This is a genomic window from Pseudomonas sp. H1h (assembly GCF_000633255.1).
Lineage (GTDB): Bacteria > Pseudomonadota > Gammaproteobacteria > Pseudomonadales > Pseudomonadaceae > Aquipseudomonas.
The window spans coordinates 290,026-311,164 of sequence record NZ_AYMJ01000003.1; the positions used below are offsets into that span (position 1 = coordinate 290,026).

Annotated in this window: 18 protein-coding genes; 7 read left to right on the top strand and 11 right to left on the bottom strand. The window is 61.2% G+C overall.

The window, feature by feature from the left end:
* Positions 1-593: 593 nt before the first annotated feature.
* From fabI to gloB, 8 genes are all read right to left on the bottom strand, one after another.
* Positions 594-1,388, bottom strand: coding sequence for an enoyl-ACP reductase FabI (gene fabI, locus U862_RS0103290; RefSeq protein WP_007910591.1), 795 nt, complete (start codon positions 1,386-1,388; stop codon positions 594-596).
* A 19-nt stretch (positions 1,389-1,407) separates the two neighbouring features.
* On the bottom strand, positions 1,408-3,018 hold the full coding sequence (locus U862_RS0103295; RefSeq protein ID WP_025109086.1) for an ABC transporter ATP-binding protein: 1,611 nt from the start codon (positions 3,016-3,018) through the stop codon (positions 1,408-1,410).
* Between the two features lies 1 nt (position 3,019).
* Positions 3,020-4,039, bottom strand: a complete 1,020-nt coding sequence (locus U862_RS0103300; protein ID WP_025109087.1) for an ABC transporter permease — start codon at positions 4,037-4,039, stop codon at positions 3,020-3,022.
* Between the two features lies 1 nt (position 4,040).
* The gene (locus U862_RS0103305) at positions 4,041-5,114 is read right to left on the bottom strand and encodes a microcin C ABC transporter permease YejB (protein ID WP_025109088.1); all 1,074 of its coding nucleotides are present in this window, start codon (positions 5,112-5,114) and stop codon (positions 4,041-4,043) included.
* A gap of 4 nt (positions 5,115-5,118) precedes the next feature.
* Positions 5,119-6,960: an extracellular solute-binding protein gene (locus U862_RS0103310; RefSeq protein ID WP_025109089.1), complete on the bottom strand. Its 1,842-nt coding sequence runs from the start codon at positions 6,958-6,960 to the stop codon at positions 5,119-5,121.
* Positions 6,957-8,789, bottom strand: a complete 1,833-nt coding sequence (locus U862_RS0103315; RefSeq protein WP_025109090.1) for an extracellular solute-binding protein — start codon at positions 8,787-8,789, stop codon at positions 6,957-6,959. Before U862_RS0103315 ends, U862_RS0103310 begins: the two co-directional genes overlap by 4 nt.
* A gap of 164 nt (positions 8,790-8,953) precedes the next feature.
* Positions 8,954-10,420 (bottom strand): LysM peptidoglycan-binding domain-containing protein, encoded by a 1,467-nt coding sequence (locus tag U862_RS0103320; RefSeq protein WP_025109091.1) that lies wholly within the window; start codon positions 10,418-10,420, stop codon positions 8,954-8,956.
* A gap of 99 nt (positions 10,421-10,519) precedes the next feature.
* Entirely contained in the window at positions 10,520-11,287 is a 768-nt protein-coding gene (gene gloB / locus U862_RS0103325; protein WP_025109092.1) for a hydroxyacylglutathione hydrolase, read from the bottom strand.
* Between the two features lie 66 nt (positions 11,288-11,353).
* Here gloB and U862_RS0103330 point away from each other — a divergent pair, with 66 nt between their 5' ends.
* From U862_RS0103330 to U862_RS0103350, 5 genes are all read left to right on the top strand, one after another.
* Entirely contained in the window at positions 11,354-12,112 is a 759-nt protein-coding gene (locus U862_RS0103330) for a methyltransferase domain-containing protein (RefSeq protein ID WP_025109093.1), read from the top strand.
* 91 nt (positions 12,113-12,203) lie between these two features.
* Positions 12,204-12,665 carry a ribonuclease HI gene (rnhA, locus tag U862_RS0103335; protein ID WP_003224162.1) on the top strand — a complete coding sequence of 154 codons (462 nt, stop codon included), beginning with the start codon at positions 12,204-12,206 and terminating at the stop codon, positions 12,663-12,665.
* 181 nt (positions 12,666-12,846) lie between these two features.
* On the top strand, positions 12,847-13,605 hold the full coding sequence (gene dnaQ / locus U862_RS0103340) for a DNA polymerase III subunit epsilon (RefSeq protein WP_025109094.1): 759 nt from the start codon (positions 12,847-12,849) through the stop codon (positions 13,603-13,605).
* 172 nt (positions 13,606-13,777) lie between these two features.
* The gene (locus U862_RS0103345) at positions 13,778-16,033 is read left to right on the top strand and encodes an Orn/Lys/Arg decarboxylase N-terminal domain-containing protein (protein WP_025109095.1); all 2,256 of its coding nucleotides are present in this window, start codon (positions 13,778-13,780) and stop codon (positions 16,031-16,033) included.
* Between the two features lie 14 nt (positions 16,034-16,047).
* On the top strand, positions 16,048-16,662 hold the full coding sequence (locus U862_RS0103350) for a GNAT family N-acetyltransferase (RefSeq protein WP_025109096.1): 615 nt from the start codon (positions 16,048-16,050) through the stop codon (positions 16,660-16,662).
* Here the strand turns inward: U862_RS0103350 and U862_RS0103355 are convergent.
* Both U862_RS0103355 and U862_RS0103360 read right to left on the bottom strand, forming a co-directional pair.
* Positions 16,628-17,521, bottom strand: a complete 894-nt coding sequence (locus tag U862_RS0103355; protein ID WP_025109097.1) for a LysR family transcriptional regulator — start codon at positions 17,519-17,521, stop codon at positions 16,628-16,630. The two genes, U862_RS0103350 and U862_RS0103355, sit on opposite strands and share 35 nt — an antisense overlap.
* 85 nt (positions 17,522-17,606) lie before the next feature.
* Complete coding sequence (locus U862_RS0103360) at positions 17,607-17,843, bottom strand: hypothetical protein (RefSeq protein WP_025109098.1); 237 nt, start codon at positions 17,841-17,843, stop codon at positions 17,607-17,609.
* Positions 17,844-18,026: 183 nt separating this feature from the next.
* Between U862_RS0103360 and U862_RS0103365 the strand changes: the two genes are divergently transcribed.
* The gene (locus U862_RS0103365; protein WP_025109099.1) at positions 18,027-18,584 is read left to right on the top strand and encodes an NADPH-dependent FMN reductase; all 558 of its coding nucleotides are present in this window, start codon (positions 18,027-18,029) and stop codon (positions 18,582-18,584) included.
* A gap of 160 nt (positions 18,585-18,744) precedes the next feature.
* Complete coding sequence (locus U862_RS0103370) at positions 18,745-20,028, top strand: arsenic transporter (RefSeq protein ID WP_025109100.1); 1,284 nt, start codon at positions 18,745-18,747, stop codon at positions 20,026-20,028.
* 123 nt (positions 20,029-20,151) lie between these two features.
* Here the strand turns inward: U862_RS0103370 and U862_RS0103375 are convergent, their stop codons facing one another.
* Complete coding sequence (locus tag U862_RS0103375) at positions 20,152-21,102, bottom strand: DUF1853 family protein (protein ID WP_025109101.1); 951 nt, start codon at positions 21,100-21,102, stop codon at positions 20,152-20,154.
* Positions 21,103-21,139 lie beyond the last annotated feature (37 nt).

Below are 21,139 nucleotides of genomic sequence, written 5' to 3' on the forward strand. Positions count from 1 at the left end.
TCACAAAATCCAGGTACGGCACAGAACCCCGTGGGAGCGAGCCTGCTCGCGAAGGCGTCCGGGCAGGCGAAATCGATGTTGAATGTGCCGGCCTCTTCGTGAGCAAGTCCACTCCCACAGGTTTATCGGGTGTTACAAAGTCCAGGTACGGCACAAGACCCCGTGGGAGCGAGCCTGCTCGCGAAGGCGTCCGGTCAGGCGAAATCAATGTTGAATGTACTGGCCTCTTCGTGAGCAAGCCCACTCCCACAGGTTTGTCGGGCGCTCATAAAATCCAGGTACGGCACAAAATCCCGTGGGAGCGAGCCTGCTCGCGAAGGCGTCCGGTCAGGCGAAATCAATGTTGAATGTTCCGGCCTCTTCGTGAGCAAGCCCACTCCCACAGGTTTGTCGGGTGTTACAAAGTCCAGGTACGGCACAAGACCCCGTGAGAGCGGGCTTGCTCGCGAAGGCGTCCGGGCAGGCGAAATCGATGTTGAATGTGCCGGCCTCTTCGTGAGCAAGCCCACTCCCACAGGTTTATCGGGTGTTCAAGAAATTGCAGGCAATAAAAAACCCGCCAATGGGCGGGTTTTTTATTGGCTAAGCGAAGATTACTCTTCGATGTTGCCCATGGCGGTGGTGTTGAAGCCGCCGTCCACGTACATGATTTCACCGCTGATGCCCGACGCCAGGTCGGAGCACAGGAAGGCGCCGGCATTGCCGACTTCGTCGATGGTGACGTTGCGACGCAGCGGGGTTTGCGCTTCGTTGGCGGCCAGCATCTTGCGGAAGTTCTTGATGCCCGACGCTGCCAGGGTACGGATCGGGCCAGCCGATACGCAGTTGACGCGGGTGCCGTCCGGGCCCAGGGAGCCGGCCAGGTAACGTACGCCAGCTTCCAGCGAAGCCTTGGCCATGCCCATGACGTTGTAGTTCGGCATGGTGCGCTCGGCGCCCAGGTACGACAGGGTCAGCAGGCTGCCATTGCGGCCTTTCATCATTTCGCGACCCGCCTTGGCCAGGGCCACGAAGCTGTAGGCGCTGATGTCGTGAGCGATGCGGAAACCGTCACGGGTGGTGGCTTCGGTGAAGTCGCCGTCCAGTTGGTCGCCCGGGGCGAAACCAACGGAGTGCACGATGCAGTCCAGGCCGTCCCACTTCTTGCTCAGTGCTTCGAAGACCTTGGCGATTTCTTCATCGCTGGCCACATCGCACGGGAAGCACAGCTCAGGGCTCGAACCCCAGCCTTGGGCGAATTCTTCAACACGACCTTTGAGTTTGTCGTTCTGATAAGTGAAGGCAAGCTCAGCGCCCTCGCGATGCATGGCGGCAGCGATGCCGGATGCGATGGACAGCTTGCTGGCGACACCGACGATCAGTACGCGCTTACCGGCGAGAAAACCCATGTGTTGCTCCTCTTTCAGGTTATTGCGCAGTGGCTGGTGCCAAAAAAGCGGCTTCCAGCAACTGCTGTGTATACGGATGTTTAGGGGCGGCAAAGATTTCTTGCGCGTCTCCCTGTTCGACCACTTGGCCATGCTTGACCACCATCAACTGGTGGCTCAGCGCTTTGACGACAGCCAGGTCATGGCTGATGAACAAATACGTCAGGTTGTACTTGGCTTGCAGTGAACGCAACAGCTCCACCACTTGCCGCTGCACCGTCCGGTCGAGCGCCGAGGTCGGCTCGTCCAGCAGGATCAGCGCCGGTTTCAGCACCAAAGCCCGGGCAATGGCGATACGTTGCCGTTGCCCACCGGAAAACTCGTGGGGGTAGCGGTGCCGGGTTTCCGGATCCAGACCTACCTCCTTCAATGCCGCAATGATCGCCGCTTCCTGTTCGGCTGCGGTGCCCATCTTGTGAATCCGCAGGCCTTCGCCAACGATGTCGCTCACGCACATCCGTGGGCTCAGGCTGCCAAACGGGTCCTGAAACACCACCTGCATCTCCCGACGCAACGGGCGAACCTCATTCTGCGTCAGGCAGTCTAGCTGCTTACCCTCAAAGCGGATCGCGCCTTTGCTGCCGATCAACCGCAAAATCGCCAGACCCAGCGTGGATTTACCGGAACCGCTTTCCCCCACAATCCCCAGGGTCTGACCCTGAGGCAGGCTGAAGTTGATGCCGTCCACGGCCTTGACGTGATCCACCGTGCGCTTGAGCAGGCCTTTCTTGATCGGGAACCAGACTTTCAGGTTCTCGACTTCAAGCAGCGGCGCGCCGATTTTATTGCTCGCCGGGCCTCCGCTGGGCTCCGCGCCGAGCAATTCCCGAGTGTACGGATGCTGCGGCGAACGGAACAGCTCTTCGCACGATGCCTGTTCGACGATGCAACCGCGCTGCATGACACATACGCGATGCGCAATTCTTCGCACCAGGTTCAAATCGTGACTGATCAGTAACAGCGACATGCCCAATCGAGCCTGAAGTTCCTTGAGCAAATCGAGGATTTTCAGCTGAACGGTCACGTCCAGCGCAGTGGTCGGTTCATCGGCGATCAGCAGTTCCGGCTCGTTGGCCAGCGCCATGGCGATCATCACCCGCTGGCGCTGGCCGCCGGACAATTCGTGGGGCAGGGCCTTTAGGCGCTTGTGCGGCTCGGGGATGCCGACCATCTCCAGCAGCTCCAGCGTGCGCTTGGTCGCGACTTTGCCGCTCAGACCCTTGTGGATGCCGAGGATCTCGTTGATCTGCTTCTCGATCGAGTGCAGCGGGTTGAGCGAGGTCATCGGCTCCTGAAAGATCATCGCGATCCGGTTGCCACGGATGTGGCGGATGGTTTTCTCGCTCAGCCCCAGCAGATTCTGCCCGGCGTAATTGATGCTGCCGGCCGGATGCCGGGCCATCGGGTAGGGCAGCAAACGCAGGATCGAGTGCGCAGTCACCGATTTGCCCGAGCCGGACTCGCCGACCAGCGCCAGGGTTTCGCCGCGTTTGATGTCGAAACTCACGCCTTCGACCACGCGATGCACGCGCTCGCCGAAACCGAATTCGACGGCCAGGTCGCGCACTTCGATCAGATTGTCCTGATTCATTTCACTTCCTCGGGTCGAAGGCATCGCGAGCGGACTCGCCGATAAACACCAGCAGGCTCAACATCAGGGCCAGCACGGCGAACGCGCTCATGCCCAGCCACGGCGCTTGCAGGTTGGATTTGCCCTGAGCCACCAGTTCACCCAGCGACGGACTGCCGGCCGGCAAGCCGAAGCCGAGGAAGTCCAAAGCGGTGAGGGTGCCGATGGCGCCAGTGAGGATGAACGGCATGAAGGTCATGGTCGAGACCATCGCGTTAGGCAGGATGTGGCGGAACATGATCGCGCCGTTGCGCATACCCAGCGCCCGTGCGGCGCGCACGTATTCGAGGTTGCGCCCACGCAGGAACTCGGCGCGCACCACATCGACCAGGCTCATCCACGAGAACAGCAGCATGATCCCCAACAGCCACCAGAAATTTGGCTGGACGAAGCTGGCGAGGATGATCAGCAGGTACAGCACCGGCAACCCCGACCAGATCTCCAGAAAACGCTGCCCGGCCAGATCGACCCAGCCGCCATAGAAACCCTGCAAGGCCCCGGCGATCACGCCGATGATCGAACTCAATACCGTCAACGTCAGGGCGAACAGGACCGAAATACGGAAGCCATAGATCACCCGTGCCAGTACGTCACGGCCCTGATCGTCAGTGCCCAGCAGATTGTCTGCCGAGGGTGGCGCGGGTGCCGGGACTTTCAGGTCGTAGTTGATGCTCTGGTAGCTGTAGGGAATCGGCGCCCACAAGACCCACGCATCCTTGGCCTTGAGCAGTTCGCGGATGTACGGACTCTTGTAGTTGGCTTCCAGCGGGAATTCGCCGCCGAAGGTGGTTTCCGGGTAGCGCTTGATCGCCGGGAAGTACCAGTTGTTGTCGTAGTGCACCACCAGCGGTTTGTCGTTGGCGATCAGCTCGGCGCCCAGGCTCAGGCCGAACAGGATCAGGAACAGCCACAGCGACCACCAGCCACGCTTGTTGGCCTTGAACAGTTCGAACCGGCGGCGGTTGAGAGGGGACAGGTTCATCTCAATGCTCCCGGCTGGCGAAGTCGATGCGCGGATCGACCAGGGTGTAGGTGAGGTCGCCGATCAGTTTCACCACCAGCCCCAGCAGGGTGAAGATGAACAGGGTGCCGAACACCACCGGGTAATCGCGATTGATCGCCGCTTCGAAACTCATCAGGCCGAGCCCGTCGAGGGAAAAGATCACTTCCACCAGCAACGAGCCGGTGAAGAAAATGCCGATGAACGCCGATGGGAAACCGGCAATCACCAGCAGCATGGCGTTGCGGAACACGTGGCCGTAAAGCACGCGATTGCGCGTCAGGCCCTTGGCCTTGGCGGTGACTACGTACTGTTTGTTGATCTCGTCGAGGAAGCTGTTTTTGGTCAGCAGGGTCATGGTTGCGAAGTTGCCGATCACCAGCGCCGTCACCGGCAGCGCCAGGTGCCAGAAGTAGTCGAGGACCTTGCCGCCCAGGCTCAGCTCATCGAAGTTGTTCGAGGTCAGCCCGCGCAACGGGAACCAGTCCAGATAACTGCCGCCGGCAAACACCACGATCAGCAGGATCGCAAACAGGAACGCCGGAATCGCATAACCGATGATGATCGCCGAACTGGTCCAGACGTCGAAGTGACTGCCATGCCGCGTGGCCTTGGCGATCCCCAGCGGGATCGACACCAGGTACATGATCAGCGTGCTCCACAGCCCCAGCGAGATGGAGACCGGCATCTTTTCCTTGATCAGGTCGATGACCTTGGCGTCGCGGAAGAAGCTGTCACCGAAGTCCAGCTTCGCGTAGTTCTTGACCATGATCCACAGGCGTTCCGGGGCCGACTTGTCGAACCCGTACATGTGCTCGATTTCCTTGATCAGCGCCGGGTCCAGGCCTTGCGCGCCGCGATAGGCGGAACCGGCCACCGACACCTCGGCACCGCCACCGGCGATGCGGCTGGTGGCGCCCTCGAAGCCTTCGAGCTTGGCGATCATCTGCTCCACCGGGCCGCCGGGCGCGGCCTGGATGATCACGAAGTTGATCAGCAGGATGCCGAACAGGGTCGGGATGATCAGCAACAGTCGCCGAAAAATATACGCCAGCATCTGATTACTCCGTGCCCACAGGGTCGGCTTGCAGTTTGGTTTCGACTTCTATGGCGGGTTTCGCGTCGGGCTTGACCCACCAGGTGTTAATCCCGATGTCGTATTTGGGCGAGACTTTCGGGTGACCGATGTGGTTCCAGTAGGCCACGCGCCAGGTTTTGATGTGCCAGTTGGGCACCACGTAGTAACCCCATTGCAGCACCCGATCCAGCGCCCGGGCATGGGCCACCAGGCTGTTGCGCGAATCGGCGTTGATCAGGTTTTCCACCAGATGATCGACGATCGGGTCCTTCAGGCCCATGGTGTTGCGGCTGCTCGGTTTGTCGGCGGCGGCGCTCATCCAGAATTCGCGCTGCTCGTTACCCGGCGAGTTGGATTGCGGGAAGCTGCCGACGATCATGTCGAAGTCCCGCGAGCGCACACGGTTGATGTACTGCGAAACGTCGACGCGGCGGATCACCAGATCGATGCCGAGGTCGGCCAGGTTGCGCTTGAACGGCAACAGCACGCGTTCGAATTCGGTCTGCGCCAGCAGGAATTCAATGACCACCGGTTTGCCCATGGCGTCGACCATTTTGTCGTCGACGATCTTCCAGCCGGCTTCTTGCAGCAGTTGATAGGCCTCACGCTGCTGGGCGCGGATCATGCCGCTGGCGTCGGTCTTCGGGTTCTCGAACGCTTCGCTGAACACCTGGGCCGGGAGCTTGCTGCGAAACGGTTCGAGGATCGCCCGTTGTTCGGCGTCCGGCAGGCCGGTGGCGGCCATTTCCGAGTTCTCGAAATAGCTGCGGGTGCGAAAGTAGGCACTGTTGAACAGTTGTTTGTTGGTCCATTCGAAATCGAACAGCAGGCCGAGCGCCTGACGCACGCGCACATCCTGGAACACCGGGCGGCGCAGGTTGTAGACAAAGCCCTGCATGCCGGTCGGGTTGCTGTTGGCGATCTGTTCCTTGATCAAGCGACCTTCGGTGACCGCTGGAATGTTGTAGGCGTTGGCCCAGTTCTTCGCGGTCATTTCCAGCCAGTAATCGAACTGGCCGGCCTTCAGCGCTTCGACGGCGACGGTGTTGTCGCGGTAGTAATCGGTGGTCATCACGTCGAAGTTGTAGAACCCGCGATTGACCGGCAGGTCCTTGCCCCAGTAGTCCTTGACCCGCTCATAACGCACCGAGCGCCCAGCCTTCACGTCGGCGACCTTGTAGGGGCCGCTGCCCAGCGGAATCTCCAGGTTGCCCTTGGTGAAATCGCGAGTGGCCCACCAGTGCTTCGGCAGCACCGGCAACTGCCCGAGAATCAGCGGTAACTCACGATTGTTGTTGTGCTTGAACTTGAACAGGACCTTGAGCGGGTCTTCGGCGATGGCCTCTTCGACATCGCTGTAGTAGCCGCGAAACAGCGGCGAGCCGTCCTTGGTCAGGGTCTGGAAGCTGAACACCACGTCTTCGGCGCGCACCGGGTGGCCGTCATGAAAACGTGCTTCCGGGCGCAGGTAGAAGCGCACCCAGCTGTTGTCCGGGGCTTTTTCGATTTTGGCGGCGATCAGGCCGTATTCGGTGAACGGTTCGTCGAGGCTGTGCTTGGTCAGGGTGTCGTAGATCTGCCCGACGTCATCGGCCGGTACACCCTTGCTGATGAACGGGTTGAGGCTGTCGAAGCCGCCGAACCCGGCCTGACGGAAGATCCCGCCCTTGGGCGCGTCGGGGTTCACATAGTCGAACTGCTTGAAATCGGCCGGGTATTTCGGCGGCTCGTTGTACAGGGTCACGGCGTGTTGCGGGGCGGCGCAGGCCAGCCCGGCGAACAGCAGGCCGCTGGCCTGCACGAGCAGGGCGCGGATGGGCGTCATTTATTGTTCTCCGAAGATTTCAGCCACCACGCGCTCAGGCCCAGGGTGTAGGGCGGCGTGGTAACGAAAGCCAACCGGTTGCGGTAGGCCAGTCGGTGATAATTGAGGTACCAGTTGGGAATGCTGTAGTGCTGCCACAGCAGCACGCGGTCGAGCGCCTTGCCGGCGGCGACCTGTTCATCGCGGGTTTGCGCGGCGAGCAGTTGTTCGAGCAGGTGATCGACCACCGGGTTGGCGATGCCGGCGTAATTCTTGCTGCCCTTGACCCCGACCTGGCTGGAATGGAAGTACTGCCATTGCTCCAGGCCCGGGCTGAGGGTCTGGTTGAGCGTCATCAGGATCATGTCGAAATCGAACTGGTCCAGACGTTGTTTGTACTGGGCGCGATCCACCGTGCGCAGGCGCGCATCGACGCCGATGCTGTTGAGGTTCTCGATGTACGGCTGCAGGATCCGTTCAAGGTTCGGATTGACCAGCAGCAACTCGAAACTCAGCGGCTGTCCTGCGGCGTTTTGCAGACGCTGGCCGTTGAGTTTCCAGCCGGCTTCGGCGAGCAATGCCAGCGACTTGCGCATGGTTTCCCGCGGGATGCCGCGACCGTCGGTTTGCGGCAACGTGAACGGCTCGGTGAACAACTTGGCCGGCAGTTGCTCCTTGTACGGCTTGAGCATCAGCCATTCATGCCCGACCGGGAGCCCCGTCGCGCAAAACTCGCTGTTGGGGTAATAACTGGTGGTGCGTTTGTAGGCGTCGCTGAACAACGCGCGATTGGTCCACTCGAAGTCGAACATCAGCCCCAGCGCCTCGCGAGTCTTCACATCGGAAAACGTTGCGCGGCGGGTATCCATGAACAGACCCTGGCTCTGGGTCGGGATCTGGTGCGGGATCTGCGCCTTGATCACTTCGCCACGGCGCACGGCCGGGAAGTTGTAGCCGTTGGCCCAGTTCTTTGCCTGATGTTCGATGTAGATGTCGAATTCACCGGCCTTGAACGCTTCGAAGGCGACGTCGCTGTCGCGGTAGAACTCGACCTCCATGCGATCAAAGTTGTACTTGCCGCGATTGACGGCCAGGTCCTTGCCCCAATAGTCCTTGACCCGCTCGAAGATCAACTGGCGACCTGGCGTTACCGAGGTGATGCGGTACGGCCCGCTGCCCAGCGGCGGTTCGAAGGTGGTGGCCTTGAAGTCGCGACCTTTCCAGTAATGTTGTGGCAGCACCGGCAGCTCGCCCAGACGCAGGATCAGCAGCGGATTGCCCGAGCGCTTCATCACGAAGCGAATGCGTTGCGGGTTGAGGATGTCGACGCGTGAGACTTCCTGCAGGGCGGTACGGTACAGCGGATGTCCTTCCTTGAGCAGTAACCGATAGGAGAACGCCACGTCGTAGGCGGTGATCGGCGTGCCATCGTGAAAGTGCGCCTCGGGGCGCAGATTGAACACCACCCAGCTGCGATCTTCGCTGTACTCCACCGATTGTGCGATCAGGCCATAGCTCGACGCCGGCTCGTCACCAGACGGCGAATACTGGCCGGTGCCGACCATCAGCGGTTCGTTCAGTTCGTTGATGCCGTACTGCAGGAAGTTCGGTGTAGTGACCGGGCTGGTGCCCTTGAAGGTGTACGGATTGACCGTGTCGAAGGTGCCGAACGCCATCACCCGCAACGTACCGCCCTTGGGCGCTTGCGGGTTGACCCAGTCGAAGTGGGTAAATCTGGCCGGGTACTTGAGCGTGCCGAACTGCGCATAACCATGACTTTCGGTAATCGTCGCGCTTGCGGGTGAGCTCAAGGCCAGGCTGATCAGGAGCAGGAGGAGGGGACGCTTCAAGTCAGATCCGGTCCAGGCGGCTTGGGCTTTGTGGGCCGTACAGTAACAGCTTGTCTGGACAGGAAAAAGACAGCGGTTTAATGCGCTGTTAATCGTGTTCTATTGCTTTTGCTTTTGTGGGAGCCAAAAGCCAAAAAAGCCCCTGAATGTCAGGGGCTCTTCTGTCAGTGCGGCTGGTAAACCGTGAGCATCTGCCCAGGCTTCAACGCCTTGCCGGCACCCGGGTTCCAGCGCTTGAGATGCTGCATCTCGACGTTGAAACGCTTGGCCACTACGTACAGGGTGTCGCCACGCTTGACCTTGTACTGGGTCTGCTGCTGGCTGTCGGCCTTGCCTTTGGTCTTGCTGTTGGCGGCGATCACCGTGTTGACCCGGCCACCGCTGCGCGCCGGGGTGCGCTTGGTGGTGTCCTGCATCACCAGGGTCTGGCCGACCTTGAGGTTCTTGCCAGTCAGCTTGTTCCAGCGCTGCAGATCCTTGACTTCGACCTTGTTGGCCTTGGCGATGGAGCCGAGGTTGTCACCGCGTTTGACCCGGTAGGCGCGCTTGAGCTTCGCCACTTCGCTTGGGTCGGCGCCGTCGAACACCGGTTTCAGCGAACGCGGACTGATCAGTTCTTCAGGCCGCATGGTCTGCAGGCTGGCGGTCAGCAGTTGCGCCTTGGACGTCGGCACCAGCAGATGCTGAGGGCCATCGACGGTGGTGCGTTGCTTGAACGCCGGGTTGAGCTGGAACAGTTCGTCTTCGTCGATGTTGGCCACTGCCGCGACCTTGGACAGGTCCATGCGCTGGTTGATTTCGACGACCTGGAAGTACGGTTCGTTGGCGATCGGGTTGAGGTTCACCCCGTAGGCTTCCGGGGCCAGCACCACTTGCGACAAGGCCAGCAGTTTTGGCACGTAGGCCTGGGTTTCCGCCGGCAACGACGACAGGTTCCAGTAGTCGGTGGGCAGGCCGAGCTTCTCGTTGCGCTCGATGGCGCGGCTGACGGTGCCTTCACCGGCGTTGTAAGCCGCCAGAGCCAGCAGCCAGTCACCGTTGAACATGTCGTGCAGACGGGTCAGGTAATCCATCGCGGCGGTGGTCGAGGCGGTGATATCGCGACGGCCATCATAAAAACGGGTCTGGCGCAGGTTGTAGTAGCGGCCGGTGGACGGGATGAACTGCCACAGGCCCGACGCGTCGGCCCGGGAATAGGCCATCGGGTTGTAGGCGCTCTCGATCACTGGCAACAGGGCCAGTTCCAGTGGCATGTTGCGCTCTTCAAGACGCTCGACGATGTAATGAATGTAGAGGCTGCCGCGTTCGCCGGCATTCTCGAGAAAGGACGGGTTGCTGGCAAACCACAGGCGCTGTTGCTCGATGCGCGGGTTCACGCCCAGGCCGTCCTGCAGCTGGAAACCGCCGCGCATGCGCTCCCAGATGTCCTGAGGCACCTGTGGGCTTGGCTTTTCAGTCAGCCAGATCGGCTTCTGCTTGGCTCGCGCAGCAATGTTCGGCGTATGGCTCGCTTCAGTCTGCGGAGCATGGCTGGAGCAGCCCGCCAGCGTGGCGGACACAGCCACCGCGATGGCTTGCGCCAAGCGGGTCAACGTGTCTGAATTGACGGACTTACGTATGGATGACGACATTGGCTGGAAGTAAGTTCCGGGCAAAAATGTCGGGCGATTCTAGAAAGCGCACCCCCTGCGGTCAACCATTCAGAATTTTTGTACCGAGTGGTGAGTCACTTAGAACGTATCTTTCCAGGCCCGCAGAGCCGCAAAAACCTCACTCGGCGCCCGGTTTTGAGCGCCTGCCCGTTCGTCCACTTTTTGTGTAACCAATGTTTCAGCGGTGCGCAAAAACGGATTGGTGAGCTTTTCCAGGGCCAGGGTCGAGGGCAGGGACATGACGCCTTTCTCGCGTTTTTCGCTGACCTCTTTCAGACGGGCGGCGATGTCCGGGTTGCTCGGTTCGACCGCCGCGGCAAACTTCAGATTGCTCAGGGTGTATTCATGGGTGCAATACACCAGCGTATCCTCGGGCAGGGCGGCGAGACGGCTGAGCGACTGGTGCATTTGTTCCGGCGTGCCTTCGAACAAGCGTCCACAGCCGGCGGCGAACAGGGTGTCGCCGCAAAACAGAAGACCGTGGTGGTAATAGGCGATGTGGCCGAGGGTGTGACCCGGCACCGCATAGACATCGAAGTCCCAGCCGAGGACGCTGACCGTGTCGTTGTCCTGGAGCGCCACGTCGCGCCCCGGAATGTTCTCGCTGGCCGGGCCGTAGACTTTGGCGCCGCTCGCCGCTTTCAGACGCTCGACGCCACCGACGTGATCATGGTGGTGATGGGTAATCAGAATGTCGCTCAACACCCAGCCCGGGTGCGCGGCCAGCCAGGCCTGCACCGGCGCGGCATCGCCCGGGTCGACCACGGCGCAACGCTGGGTGCGGTGATCCTGTAACAACCAGATGTAGTTGTCGGTGAACGCGGGCAGGGCACTGATCTGTATCATCGTCGGAATTCGCCAAGCGGAAAACATTGGCGCATCTTAGAGCTTCTAGCGGCGTTGGAGAATGACATGACCGATAAAGCGTTCGCTCAGGCCGATCCCGACTGGCTGGCGTTGATCGGCGCGGCCCGTGAATGGCTGGCCGGCCCGCTCGGGCAATTTCTGCTGGATGAAGAACGGCGCATGCTCGAAGACGAGTTGGGCCGCTTCTTCGGCGGTTATCTGGTGCATTACGGGCCCTCGGCCCAGACCCCGCCGTCAGCGCCGCAGGTGCAGCGCAACGTGCGCCTCGGTGCGCCGTTGCCGGGCGTGGAGATCGTCTGCGAGGAGCAGGCCTGGCCGTTGAGCGAGCACGCCGCCGACGTGGTGGTGTTGCAGCATGGCCTGGATTTCTGCCTGTCGCCCCACGGTTTGCTGCGTGAAGCGGCGAGCAGCGTGCGGCCCGGCGGGCATTTGCTGATCATCGGCATCAACCCTTGGAGCGCCTGGGGGCTGCGCCATGTTTTCGCCCACGATGCCTTGCGCCAGGCGCGCTGCATCTCGCCGTCACGGGTGGCTGACTGGCTTAATCTGCTGGGTTTTGCGCTGGAGAAACGCCGCTTCGGGTGCTATCGTCCGCCGCTCGCGTCGCCCAAGTGGCAGGCCCGACTGGCCGGCTGGGAACGCAAGGCCGGTGACTGGCAACTGTCGGGCGGCGGCTTCTATTTACTGGTCGCGCGCAAGATCGTGGTCGGCCTGCGTCCGGTGCGTCAGGAGCGCCGCGAGCCGATGGGCAAGCTGATTCCGCTGCCGATGGCCAAGGTCAACCGCCGTCGTATCGAACCGTAAACCTTCTTTTTATAGTGGCCGGACTTGCTCCGGCCGCGGCCATCGTCGATCCGCGATTGACGGGGCCAGGCATTTTTCTGGATAGAGTGGCATGAGCGAAAGCGTCGATAGCGTAGAACTGTTCACTGACGGCGCCTGCAAGGGCAATCCCGGCCCCGGCGGCTGGGGCGCCTTGCTGGTGTGCAAGGGCGTCGAAAAGGAACTGTGGGGCGGCGAAGCCAACACCACCAACAACCGCATGGAACTGCTCGGCGCCATTCGTGGCCTCGAAGCCTTGAAGCGGCCGTGCGAAGTGCTGCTGGTGACCGACTCGCAATACGTGATGAAGGGCATCAACGAGTGGATGGCCAACTGGAAAAAACGCGGCTGGAAAACCGCAGCCAAGGAGCCAGTGAAAAACGCCGACCTGTGGAAAGAGCTGGACGAGCAGGTCAACCGGCACAAGGTCACCTGGAAGTGGGTGCGCGGGCACATCGGTCATCACGGCAACGAGCGGGCTGACCAGTTGGCCAACCGGGGGGTTGACGAAGTGCGCGGTTACAAGCAGAGCTGATTCCCTCCATTGCACCGAGTCGTGGCCTTCGCGAGCAGGCTCGCTCCCACATTGGAATGCGGTTACCTGTGGGAGCGAGCCTGCTCGCGAATGGGCGCGATACGGTCTGACTGAAACACCCCGCCGAGCGTGTTAACATCGCCGCCTTTGCACGATTGACCCCGTTGAGAATTGAACACTGATGGCCACCAGATCCGTTGTACTCGATACCGAAACCACCGGCATGCCGGTGACCGATGGTCACCGGATCATTGAAATCGGCTGTGTCGAACTGATCGGTCGGCGCCTGACGGGCCGACACTTTCACGTTTATCTGCAACCGGATCGCGAGAGTGACGAGGGCGCGATCGGCGTCCACGGCATCACCAACGAGTTTCTCGTCGGCAAGCCGCGTTTCGCCGAAGTGGCCGACGAGTTCTTCGAGTTCATCAACGGCGCGCAGCTGATCATCCATAACGCGGCGTTCGACGTTGGCTTCATCAACAACGAATTCGCTCTGATGGGCCAGCAGGATCGTGCTGACATCACGCAGCACTGCAGCATCCTCGACACCCTGATGATGGCCCGGGAACGTCACCCGGGGCAGCGCAACAGCCTCGATGCATTGTGCAAGCGTTATGGTGTCGACAACTCCGGCCGTGAACTGCACGGCGCCTTGCTCGACTCGGAAATTCTCGCCGACGTCTACCTGACCATGACAGGAGGCCAGACCAGCCTGTCGCTGGCCGGCAATGCCTCTGACGGTAATGGCACTGGCGAGGGCGCGGACAACTCCGCCACTGAAATCCGCCGCCTGCCGGCTGATCGTCAGCCTGCGCGGATCATTCGTGCGACGGAAGAAGAGCTGGCGGCGCATCAGGTGCGGCTGGAAATCATTGCCAAATCCGCTGGCGGCCCGGCGCTGTGGACGCAGATCGCCGAGGCTGATGCTCAGGCCTGATCCCCTCTGTGGCGAGGAAGCTTGCTCCCTCGTCACAAATAGCAGTGCTCTCTGGGCTGCTCGGCCACTGTGCTCAATGAAGCCAACTGGCCACCCTCGCCACTTTCGCTGCAACCCTCTACCCTGAGTGCATTGGCAGACATTGATCCGCCGCCTCAGGACACTGAGCCTCATGTACAAAGATTTGAAGTTTCCGGTGTTGATCGTCCACCGCGACATCAAGGCCGACACGGTCGCCGGTGACCGTATCCGTGGCATCGCCCGTGAGTTGGAGCAGGAAGGTTTCAATATCGTTTCGGCCATCGACTACACCGAAGGGCGGTTGGTGGCGTCGACCCATCACGGTCTGGCGTGCATGCTGATCGCTGCCGAAGACGCCAGCACCCATTCGCACTTGCTGCAGAACATGGCCGAGCTGATCGGCCTGGCCCGGGTGCGGGCGCCGGATCTGCCGATCTTTGCCCTGGGCGAACAAGTCACCCTGGAAAACGCCCCGGCCGATGCCATGGCCGAGCTCAATCAACTGCGCGGCATTCTCTATCTGTTCGAAGACACTGTGCCGTTTCTGGCCCGGCAAGTGGCGCGGGCGGCGCGCAAGTACCTTGATGGCCTGCTGCCGCCGTTTTTCAAGGCGCTGGTGCAGCACACCGCTGATTCCAACTATTCCTGGCACACCCCCGGGCATGGCGGTGGCGTGGCGTATCACAAGAGCCCGGTCGGGCAGGCGTTTCACCAGTTCTTTGGCGAAAATACCCTGCGTTCGGATTTGTCGGTATCGGTGCCGGAGCTCGGCTCGCTGCTCGATCACACCGGGCCACTGGCTGAGGCGGAGGAGCGTGCGGCGCGCAATTTTGGCGCCGATCACACCTTTTTCGTGATCAACGGCACCTCGACCGCCAACAAGATCGTCTGGCATTCGATGGTCGGCCGTGATGATCTGGTGCTGGTAGACCGCAACTGCCACAAGTCGGTGCTGCACGCGATCATCATGACCGGGGCGATTCCGCTGTACCTGTGTCCGGAACGCAACGAGCTTGGGATCATCGGGCCGATTCCGCTAAGCGAATTCAGCCGCGAATCGATCCAGGCCAAGATCGACGCCAGTCCGCTCACCAAGGGGCGCGCGCCGAAAGTCAAACTGGCGGTGATCACCAACTCGACCTACGACGGCTTGTGCTACAACGCCGAGCTGATCAAGCAAAGCCTGGGCAACAGTGTCGAAGTGCTGCATTTCGATGAGGCGTGGTACGCCTATGCGGCGTTTCACGAGTTCTTCGCCGGGCGCTATGGCATGGCCACTTCGCGCACCGCAGACAGCCCGCTGGTGTTCACCACCCATTCCACGCACAAGCTGCTCGCCGCGTTCAGCCAGGCCTCGATGATTCATGTGCAGGACGGCGGCGCGCGGCAACTGGATCGTGACCGTTTCAACGAAGCGTTCATGATGCACATTTCGACCTCGCCGCAATACAGCATCATCGCCTCGCTGGACGTGGCCTCGGCGATGATGGAAGGGCCGGCCGGGCGTTCGCTGTTGCAGGAAACCTTCGACGAGGCCCTGAGTTTCCGTCGTGCGCTGGCCAATCTGCGCCAGCATATCGCTGCGGATGACTGGTGGTTCTCGATCTGGCAGCCGCCGGGTGTCGAAGGCATCGACCGGGTGCAGACTCAAGACTGGCTGTTGCAGCCGGACGCCGACTGGCACGGCTTCGGCGAGGTCAGCGACGACTACGTGCTGCTCGATCCGATCAAGGTGACGCTGGTGATGCCCGGCTTGAATGCCGGTGGCGCGCTGAGCGAGAAGGGCATTCCGGCGGCGGTGGTCAGCAAGTTCCTCTGGGAGCGCGGGCTGGTGGTGGAGAAGACCGGGCTGTATTCGTTCCTGGTGCTGTTCTCGATGGGCATCACCAAGGGCAAATGGAGCACGCTGCTCACCGAGCTGCTTGAGTTCAAGCGCAGTTACGACGCCAACGTCAGTCTGGCGAGTTGCCTGCCCTGTATCGCGCAGCAAGATACCGCGCGCTATCGCGGCATGGGTCTGCGTGACTTGTGCGATCAACTGCACGCCTGCTACCGCAGCAACGCCACCGCCAAACACCTCAAGCGCATGTACACGGTGCTGCCGGAGATCGCCATGAAACCGGCCCACGCCTACGATCATCTGGTGCGGGGCGAGGTCGAGGCCGTGCCGATCGATGAGCTGGAGGGACGGATCGCCGCGGTGATGCTGGTGCCGTATCCACCGGGCATTCCATTGATCATGCCCGGCGAGCGCTTTACCGAATCGACTCGCTCGATCATCGATTACCTGAAATTTGCCCGCACGTTCGATAGCAGCTTCCCCGGTTTTGTCGCTGATGTGCATGGACTGCAACATGAAGATGAAGGCAATGGACGGCAGTACACCGTCGATTGCGTCAAGGAATGAGGACTTTTCCGAGTATGCAACCGGTCATGAATCCAAAATACCCAGGGCTGTCGGTGCGCGTTGCCGACGATGGTTTTGCCGCCTACATCTGGGGCAGCGACTTCAGTTTCGAAGTGGCGGCCTACGGCGCGGCGGTGATCGGTCAGCCCGTGGCGCAGTGGGCAGTGACGCCGATTGTGCCGTACCGCAAATGCTATGGCATCGATCCCGAGGAGTTCAGCAGCTATCGTGATGCCGCCGACAGCGCAATTTTCATGGCTTATCTGGACGACGAGCCGGTCGGTCATCTGGTGATCAGCACCAATTGGAACGGCTTCGCGCACATCGACGAACTGGCGGTGCATGCACCGGCGCGCCGACATGGCGTGGCCAAGGCGTTGCTGGATGTGGCGCAGTTCTGGAGTCGCAAGAAGAAGCTGCCGGGGATCATGCTCGAAACCCAGAACAACAACCTCGGTGCCTGTCGCCTGTATGAGCGTTGCGGCTACGAGATTGGTGGCGTCGACCACTTGCGTTATCGCGGCATTGATTCGAACACCGCCGAAATCGCGTTGTTCTGGTATCGACTGTTCGATAACCCGTTGGAAAACCCGCTCAACTCGCCAGCATCGCCTCGGCTTGTTCCGTGACGATCGTCAGCAGGGTCTGAATCGCCGCCGGCGTGGCGCTGTGCTGGTAGGTCAGTGCATACAGGCTGATCGGCACCGCCGGTGACAATGGGCAGACGTCCAGTCCGCCCGCTCGCGCGCCGAGGGCGGTGAACGGGTCGACGATGGCCAGTCCTTCACCGGCCTCGACCATGCTGCGCATCATCTGATGGGTTTGCACCCGGGTCTGGATGCTCGGCGTCGGGTGCAGGGCCTGGAGTTTGTTGTCCAGTGCCGGGTTCAGTGGGTCGTGGCCTTCGAGGCCGACCATCGCCTGCCCGGCCAGGTCCTGCAGGGAGATGTATTTCTGCTTCGGCTGCAGCCAGCCGTGGGGCGCGAGCAATTGCAGCTTGCCTTGGGCCAGCGGCCGGGCGTGGATGTCGGGGTGTTCGGGGTCGTGCAGGCTCAGGCCCAGATCGCTTTCGCGCAACAGCAGGCTGCGCACGATGTCGCACGTGGCAGCGCTAAGCAGACGGCACGGCGCATCAGGCAAACGCCGACGCAGCAGCGCGATGCTCTGTGGCAACAGGTGTTGCGCCAGCGGCGGGGTACCGATGATGCGCAGGGGCGCGGCGAGGTATTGCTTGAGGCTGCTGGCAAGGCGCTGCACCGGCTCCAGCGCTTCATAGACGTGAGCGATCTCGACTTGCAGCGCCCGTGCTTCAGGCGTCGATTGCAACCGGCCGCGAACGCTGGCGAACAACATGAACCCCAACTGACTCTCGGCTTCGCGCAATCGCTCTTCGACCTCGGTCACCGGGAGCTGCAGCCATTCGGCAGCGGTGCCCAGGTGACCGGTCTGCAAGAGCGCCTGAATCACTTCGATATGACGTAAACGCATGCGTGAAGTCCATGTTCAGCAGGTGGGGTCAGTGGCTGAATCCTACCCCAAGTCTGCGCATATGACTTCTGCTCATAACGCGCGGTTATTGAGCGACGGTTGGCTCGGGTTCGCGGATCAGGGTGATGTCCGACTGAACCAGCAAAAACTCGCTGTCACTGAGCTTTTTGACGCGATCGCCAATGGCCAGCTTGTAGGTGGTGACAGGCTCCATGCCGGTGAGACCGTCTGCCGACGGGGTGGATTCCTGAAACTCATGCACGGAATAAACGCGGCCTTCCGCATCTCTTGCATGGAACTGACCGACGAGTACTGCTGCCATCTGCTTAGAACCTCTGGAGATAAAACGCTTGATTTGCGGCTTGGTAGACCGTCATCAAGCCCTGTAAGTTTTCCTACAGGAAAAAAATAATCAACGCGGAGGAATTTCCCTCGCTCACTGGTGAAACCGTCATCGAATCATCTATAACTACACGCTCTTCCCACGGACAGTCGAGAGTCTTCCATGAGCAATGTCTACAACGTCGCTGTAGTCGTCGGCAGCCTGCGCAAAGCATCGATCAACCGCAAAGTCGCACTGGCGCTGGCCGAGCTGGCACCGGCGAACCTCAAACTGAAGATTGTCGAAATTGGCGATCTGCCACTCTACAACGAAGACATCGACGGCGATTCACCGCCGGCAGCCTACAGCACTTTCCGCCAACAGGTGGGCTCTTCCGACGCGGTGCTGTTTGTCACCCCGGAATACAACCGCTCGGTGCCGGCGCCGTTGAAGAATGCGATTGACGTGGGATCGCGGCCCTATGGCCAAAGCGTCTGGGGTGGCAAGCCGGGGGCGGTGATCAGCGTCTCGCCGGGGGCCATCGGTGGTTTTGGTGCCAACCAGCATCTGCGTCAATCCTTCGTGTTTCTCAACGTGCCGTGCATGCAGCAGCCGGAAGCGTATCTGGGCGGCGCGGGCTCGGCGTTTGACGAAGCGGGCAAGCTGAGCGAGTCGGTCAAGCCGTTCCTGCAGAACTTCATCAATGCGTATGGGCAGTTTGTGGAACAACACAAAAAATAATCTGGTCAGATCTGCGGTAAAACAGAGATCCTGTGGGAGCGGGCTTGCTCGCGAAGGCGGTGTGTCAGATGACAATTTTGCATCCGACACTCCGCCTTCGCGAGCAAGCCCGCTCCCACATTGGGGTCTCCACTCATTTGAAATTTGAAGGCTGTCGCGAATGCTCGCTGCGTCACTGATCTTCCTGCTGACCATTACCCTTGTCATCTGGCAACCCAAAGGCCTCGGGGTCGGTTGGAGCGCGACGCTCGGCGCGGTGCTGGCGCTGATCTGCGGCGTCGTGCACCTGAGCGATATTCCGTTGGTGTGGCAGATCATCTGGAACGCCACCGGCACGTTCGTCGCACTGATCATCATCAGCCTGTTGCTCGATGAAGCGGGTTTCTTCGCCTGGGCTGCGCTGCACGTGGCGCGTTGGGGGCGGGGCAGTGGACGCAAGCTGTTTGCCTTCATGGTGCTGCTCGGCGCGCTGGTGTCGGCGCTGTTCGCCAATGACGGCGCCGCACTGATCCTCACCCCGATTGTGATTTCGATGCTGCTGGCACTGCGCTTTTCACCGGCGGCGACCCTGGCGTTCGTGATGGGCGCCGGTTTTATTGCCGACACGGCGAGCCTGCCGCTGGTGGTGTCGAACCTGGTCAATATCGTCTCGGCGGACTTCTTTCACATTGGCTTCAACCGCTATGCCGCGGTGATGGTGCCGGTCAACTTCGTCAGTGTGGCCGCGACGCTGGGCGTGTTGCTGTGGTTCTTCCGTCGTGACATCCCCAAGGTTTACGACCCCGAACAACTCGACCAGCCGCACACGGCGATCCACGACAAAGCCACGTTCTACGCCGGTTGGGTGGTGCTGGTGATCCTGCTGATCGGCTGCTTCTTCCTCGAACAACTGGGCATTCCGATCAGCGCGATCTCGGCGGTCTGCGCCGCGCTGCTGCTGGCGATTGCCGCCCGTGGCCACAAGATTTCCACGCGCAAGGTGCTGAAAGAAGCGCCGTGGCAGATCGTGATTTTCTCGCTGGGCATGTACCTGGTGGTCTATGGCCTGCGCAATGCCGGGCTGACCGGGTATCTGGCCGGTTGGCTGGACGTGTTTGCCGGGTATGGCGTGTGGGGCGCGGCGCTGGGCACCGGGGTGCTGACGGCGTTGTTGTCGTCGATCATGAATAACTTGCCGACGGTGCTGATCGGCCTGCTGTCGATCGATGCCAGTCAGGCCAGCGGTGTGGTCAAGGAAGCGATGATTTATGCCAACGTGATCGGCAGCGATCTGGGGCCGAAGATCACCCCGATCGGCAGTCTGGCGACCTTGCTCTGGCTGCATGTGCTGGCGCGCAAGGATATCCGGATTGGCTGGGGGTATTACTTCAAGGTCGGGATTGTGCTGACGGTGCCAGTGCTATTGATTACCTTGGCGGCTTTGGCTCTGCGGCTTTCCATCTAGACCGCGTTGAGCCCTTCGCGAGCAAGCCCGCTCCCACATTTTGAACTGCATTCCAATTGGAATGCGGTCCCCCTGTGGGAGCGTTCTTGCTCGCGAAAGGGCCGGAACAGGCGCTACAAAAACTCACGCCTGGCCGGGTACATTCGGCCAAAGATCCGACACCAGAAATAACCGCTCCGCCTCTTCCCATTCGCCCCGCGCGTTCTCGATCAGGCGCACCATCAGTTGCGCCGGGGCCAGCGGCTCCAGGGCCTCCAGCCACATCTGCAGATGGTCAGCGTTCCAGGTCTGATCTGCCGGGTAATGCGCCGGCGCCAGCCACGCATGCCGGGGCAGGGGTTGCCAGCGCCCGGGCGGGCGCTGTTCGACAAACGCCGGCCAGTCCTTCTGGTGCAGCCAGCTCCCACGCAGGTGCTGCGGATGCGCGCCTTTTGGTGGTTCGGCCTGACCGGGCCACGGATACAGCAGATAACCGCCCAGCCACAACTGCGCACTGAACACTTCAATATCCAGCTTCGCCAGCACCGCGCGGCTTTCCGGACGCGCCGAGATCGGCAGTTGGTGTTCCGCCAGGTGCGCCAGTTTACGGTCCAGTCGATCGTGACAGCCCGGGCCCAGCCACTGCGCCGTATCATGCCCGTTGCCATGCTGCGGGCCGAGGTAGAGCTTGATCGCCAGTTCCAGGTGATGCACGCCGTCACGATCGCGCAGCAGCATGTCCAGTTCGCCGAGGGTGTGGCCCTCGCGGCGAATCGGCAGGTTGGCGGCAATCAGTTCAATGCCCGGCGCATGCTCCACGGCAAACTGCCACAACCGCTCGTAATACAGGCCCAGACGCCGGGTGCGCGCCTGGGACAGCCAATGCAGCAAGCCATAACTGTCGCGATCGAGTTGCCGCAGCCACTGCTCCAGGCGCTGTGGATCGCTCACCCAATCGCTGCCGGCCAGCGGGTGACGCTGCGGCCACGGCGTCGTTGCGAGCATTGGCGGGGCGAGAATCACCCACGCCAGATCCCGCACCTCCGGATGGCGTAATTGGTGTGGCAACTGGAGCAGCTCGGGAAACAGGATCATCTTGCGAGCATAGCCTGAAACACGAGCGCACCCTTGA

What these genes read in the sequence shown, in the direction of transcription:
- fabI (WP_007910591.1), bottom strand. Translation starts at nt 1,388, where the DNA reads ATGGGTTTTCTCGCCGGTAAGCGCGTACTGATCGTCGGTGTCGCCAGC.
- U862_RS0103295 (WP_025109086.1), bottom strand. Translation starts at nt 3,018, where the DNA reads ATGAATCAGGACAATCTGATCGAAGTGCGCGACCTGGCCGTCGAATTC.
- U862_RS0103300 (WP_025109087.1), bottom strand. Translation starts at nt 4,039, where the DNA reads ATGAACCTGTCCCCTCTCAACCGCCGCCGGTTCGAACTGTTCAAGGCC.
- U862_RS0103305 (WP_025109088.1), bottom strand. Translation starts at nt 5,114, where the DNA reads ATGCTGGCGTATATTTTTCGGCGACTGTTGCTGATCATCCCGACCCTG.
- U862_RS0103310 (WP_025109089.1), bottom strand. Translation starts at nt 6,960, where the DNA reads ATGACGCCCATCCGCGCCCTGCTCGTGCAGGCCAGCGGCCTGCTGTTC.
- U862_RS0103320 (WP_025109091.1), bottom strand. Translation starts at nt 10,420, where the DNA reads ATGTCGTCATCCATACGTAAGTCCGTCAATTCAGACACGTTGACCCGC.
- gloB (WP_025109092.1), bottom strand. Translation starts at nt 11,287, where the DNA reads ATGATACAGATCAGTGCCCTGCCCGCGTTCACCGACAACTACATCTGG.
- U862_RS0103330 (WP_025109093.1), top strand. Translation starts at nt 11,354, where the DNA reads ATGACCGATAAAGCGTTCGCTCAGGCCGATCCCGACTGGCTGGCGTTG.
- rnhA (WP_003224162.1), top strand. Translation starts at nt 12,204, where the DNA reads ATGAGCGAAAGCGTCGATAGCGTAGAACTGTTCACTGACGGCGCCTGC.
- dnaQ (WP_025109094.1), top strand. Translation starts at nt 12,847, where the DNA reads ATGGCCACCAGATCCGTTGTACTCGATACCGAAACCACCGGCATGCCG.
- U862_RS0103345 (WP_025109095.1), top strand. Translation starts at nt 13,778, where the DNA reads ATGTACAAAGATTTGAAGTTTCCGGTGTTGATCGTCCACCGCGACATC.
- U862_RS0103350 (WP_025109096.1), top strand. Translation starts at nt 16,048, where the DNA reads ATGCAACCGGTCATGAATCCAAAATACCCAGGGCTGTCGGTGCGCGTT.
- U862_RS0103355 (WP_025109097.1), bottom strand. Translation starts at nt 17,521, where the DNA reads ATGCGTTTACGTCATATCGAAGTGATTCAGGCGCTCTTGCAGACCGGT.
- U862_RS0103360 (WP_025109098.1), bottom strand. Translation starts at nt 17,843, where the DNA reads ATGGCAGCAGTACTCGTCGGTCAGTTCCATGCAAGAGATGCGGAAGGC.
- U862_RS0103365 (WP_025109099.1), top strand. Translation starts at nt 18,027, where the DNA reads ATGAGCAATGTCTACAACGTCGCTGTAGTCGTCGGCAGCCTGCGCAAA.
- U862_RS0103370 (WP_025109100.1), top strand. Translation starts at nt 18,745, where the DNA reads ATGCTCGCTGCGTCACTGATCTTCCTGCTGACCATTACCCTTGTCATC.
- U862_RS0103375 (WP_025109101.1), bottom strand. Translation starts at nt 21,102, where the DNA reads ATGATCCTGTTTCCCGAGCTGCTCCAGTTGCCACACCAATTACGCCAT.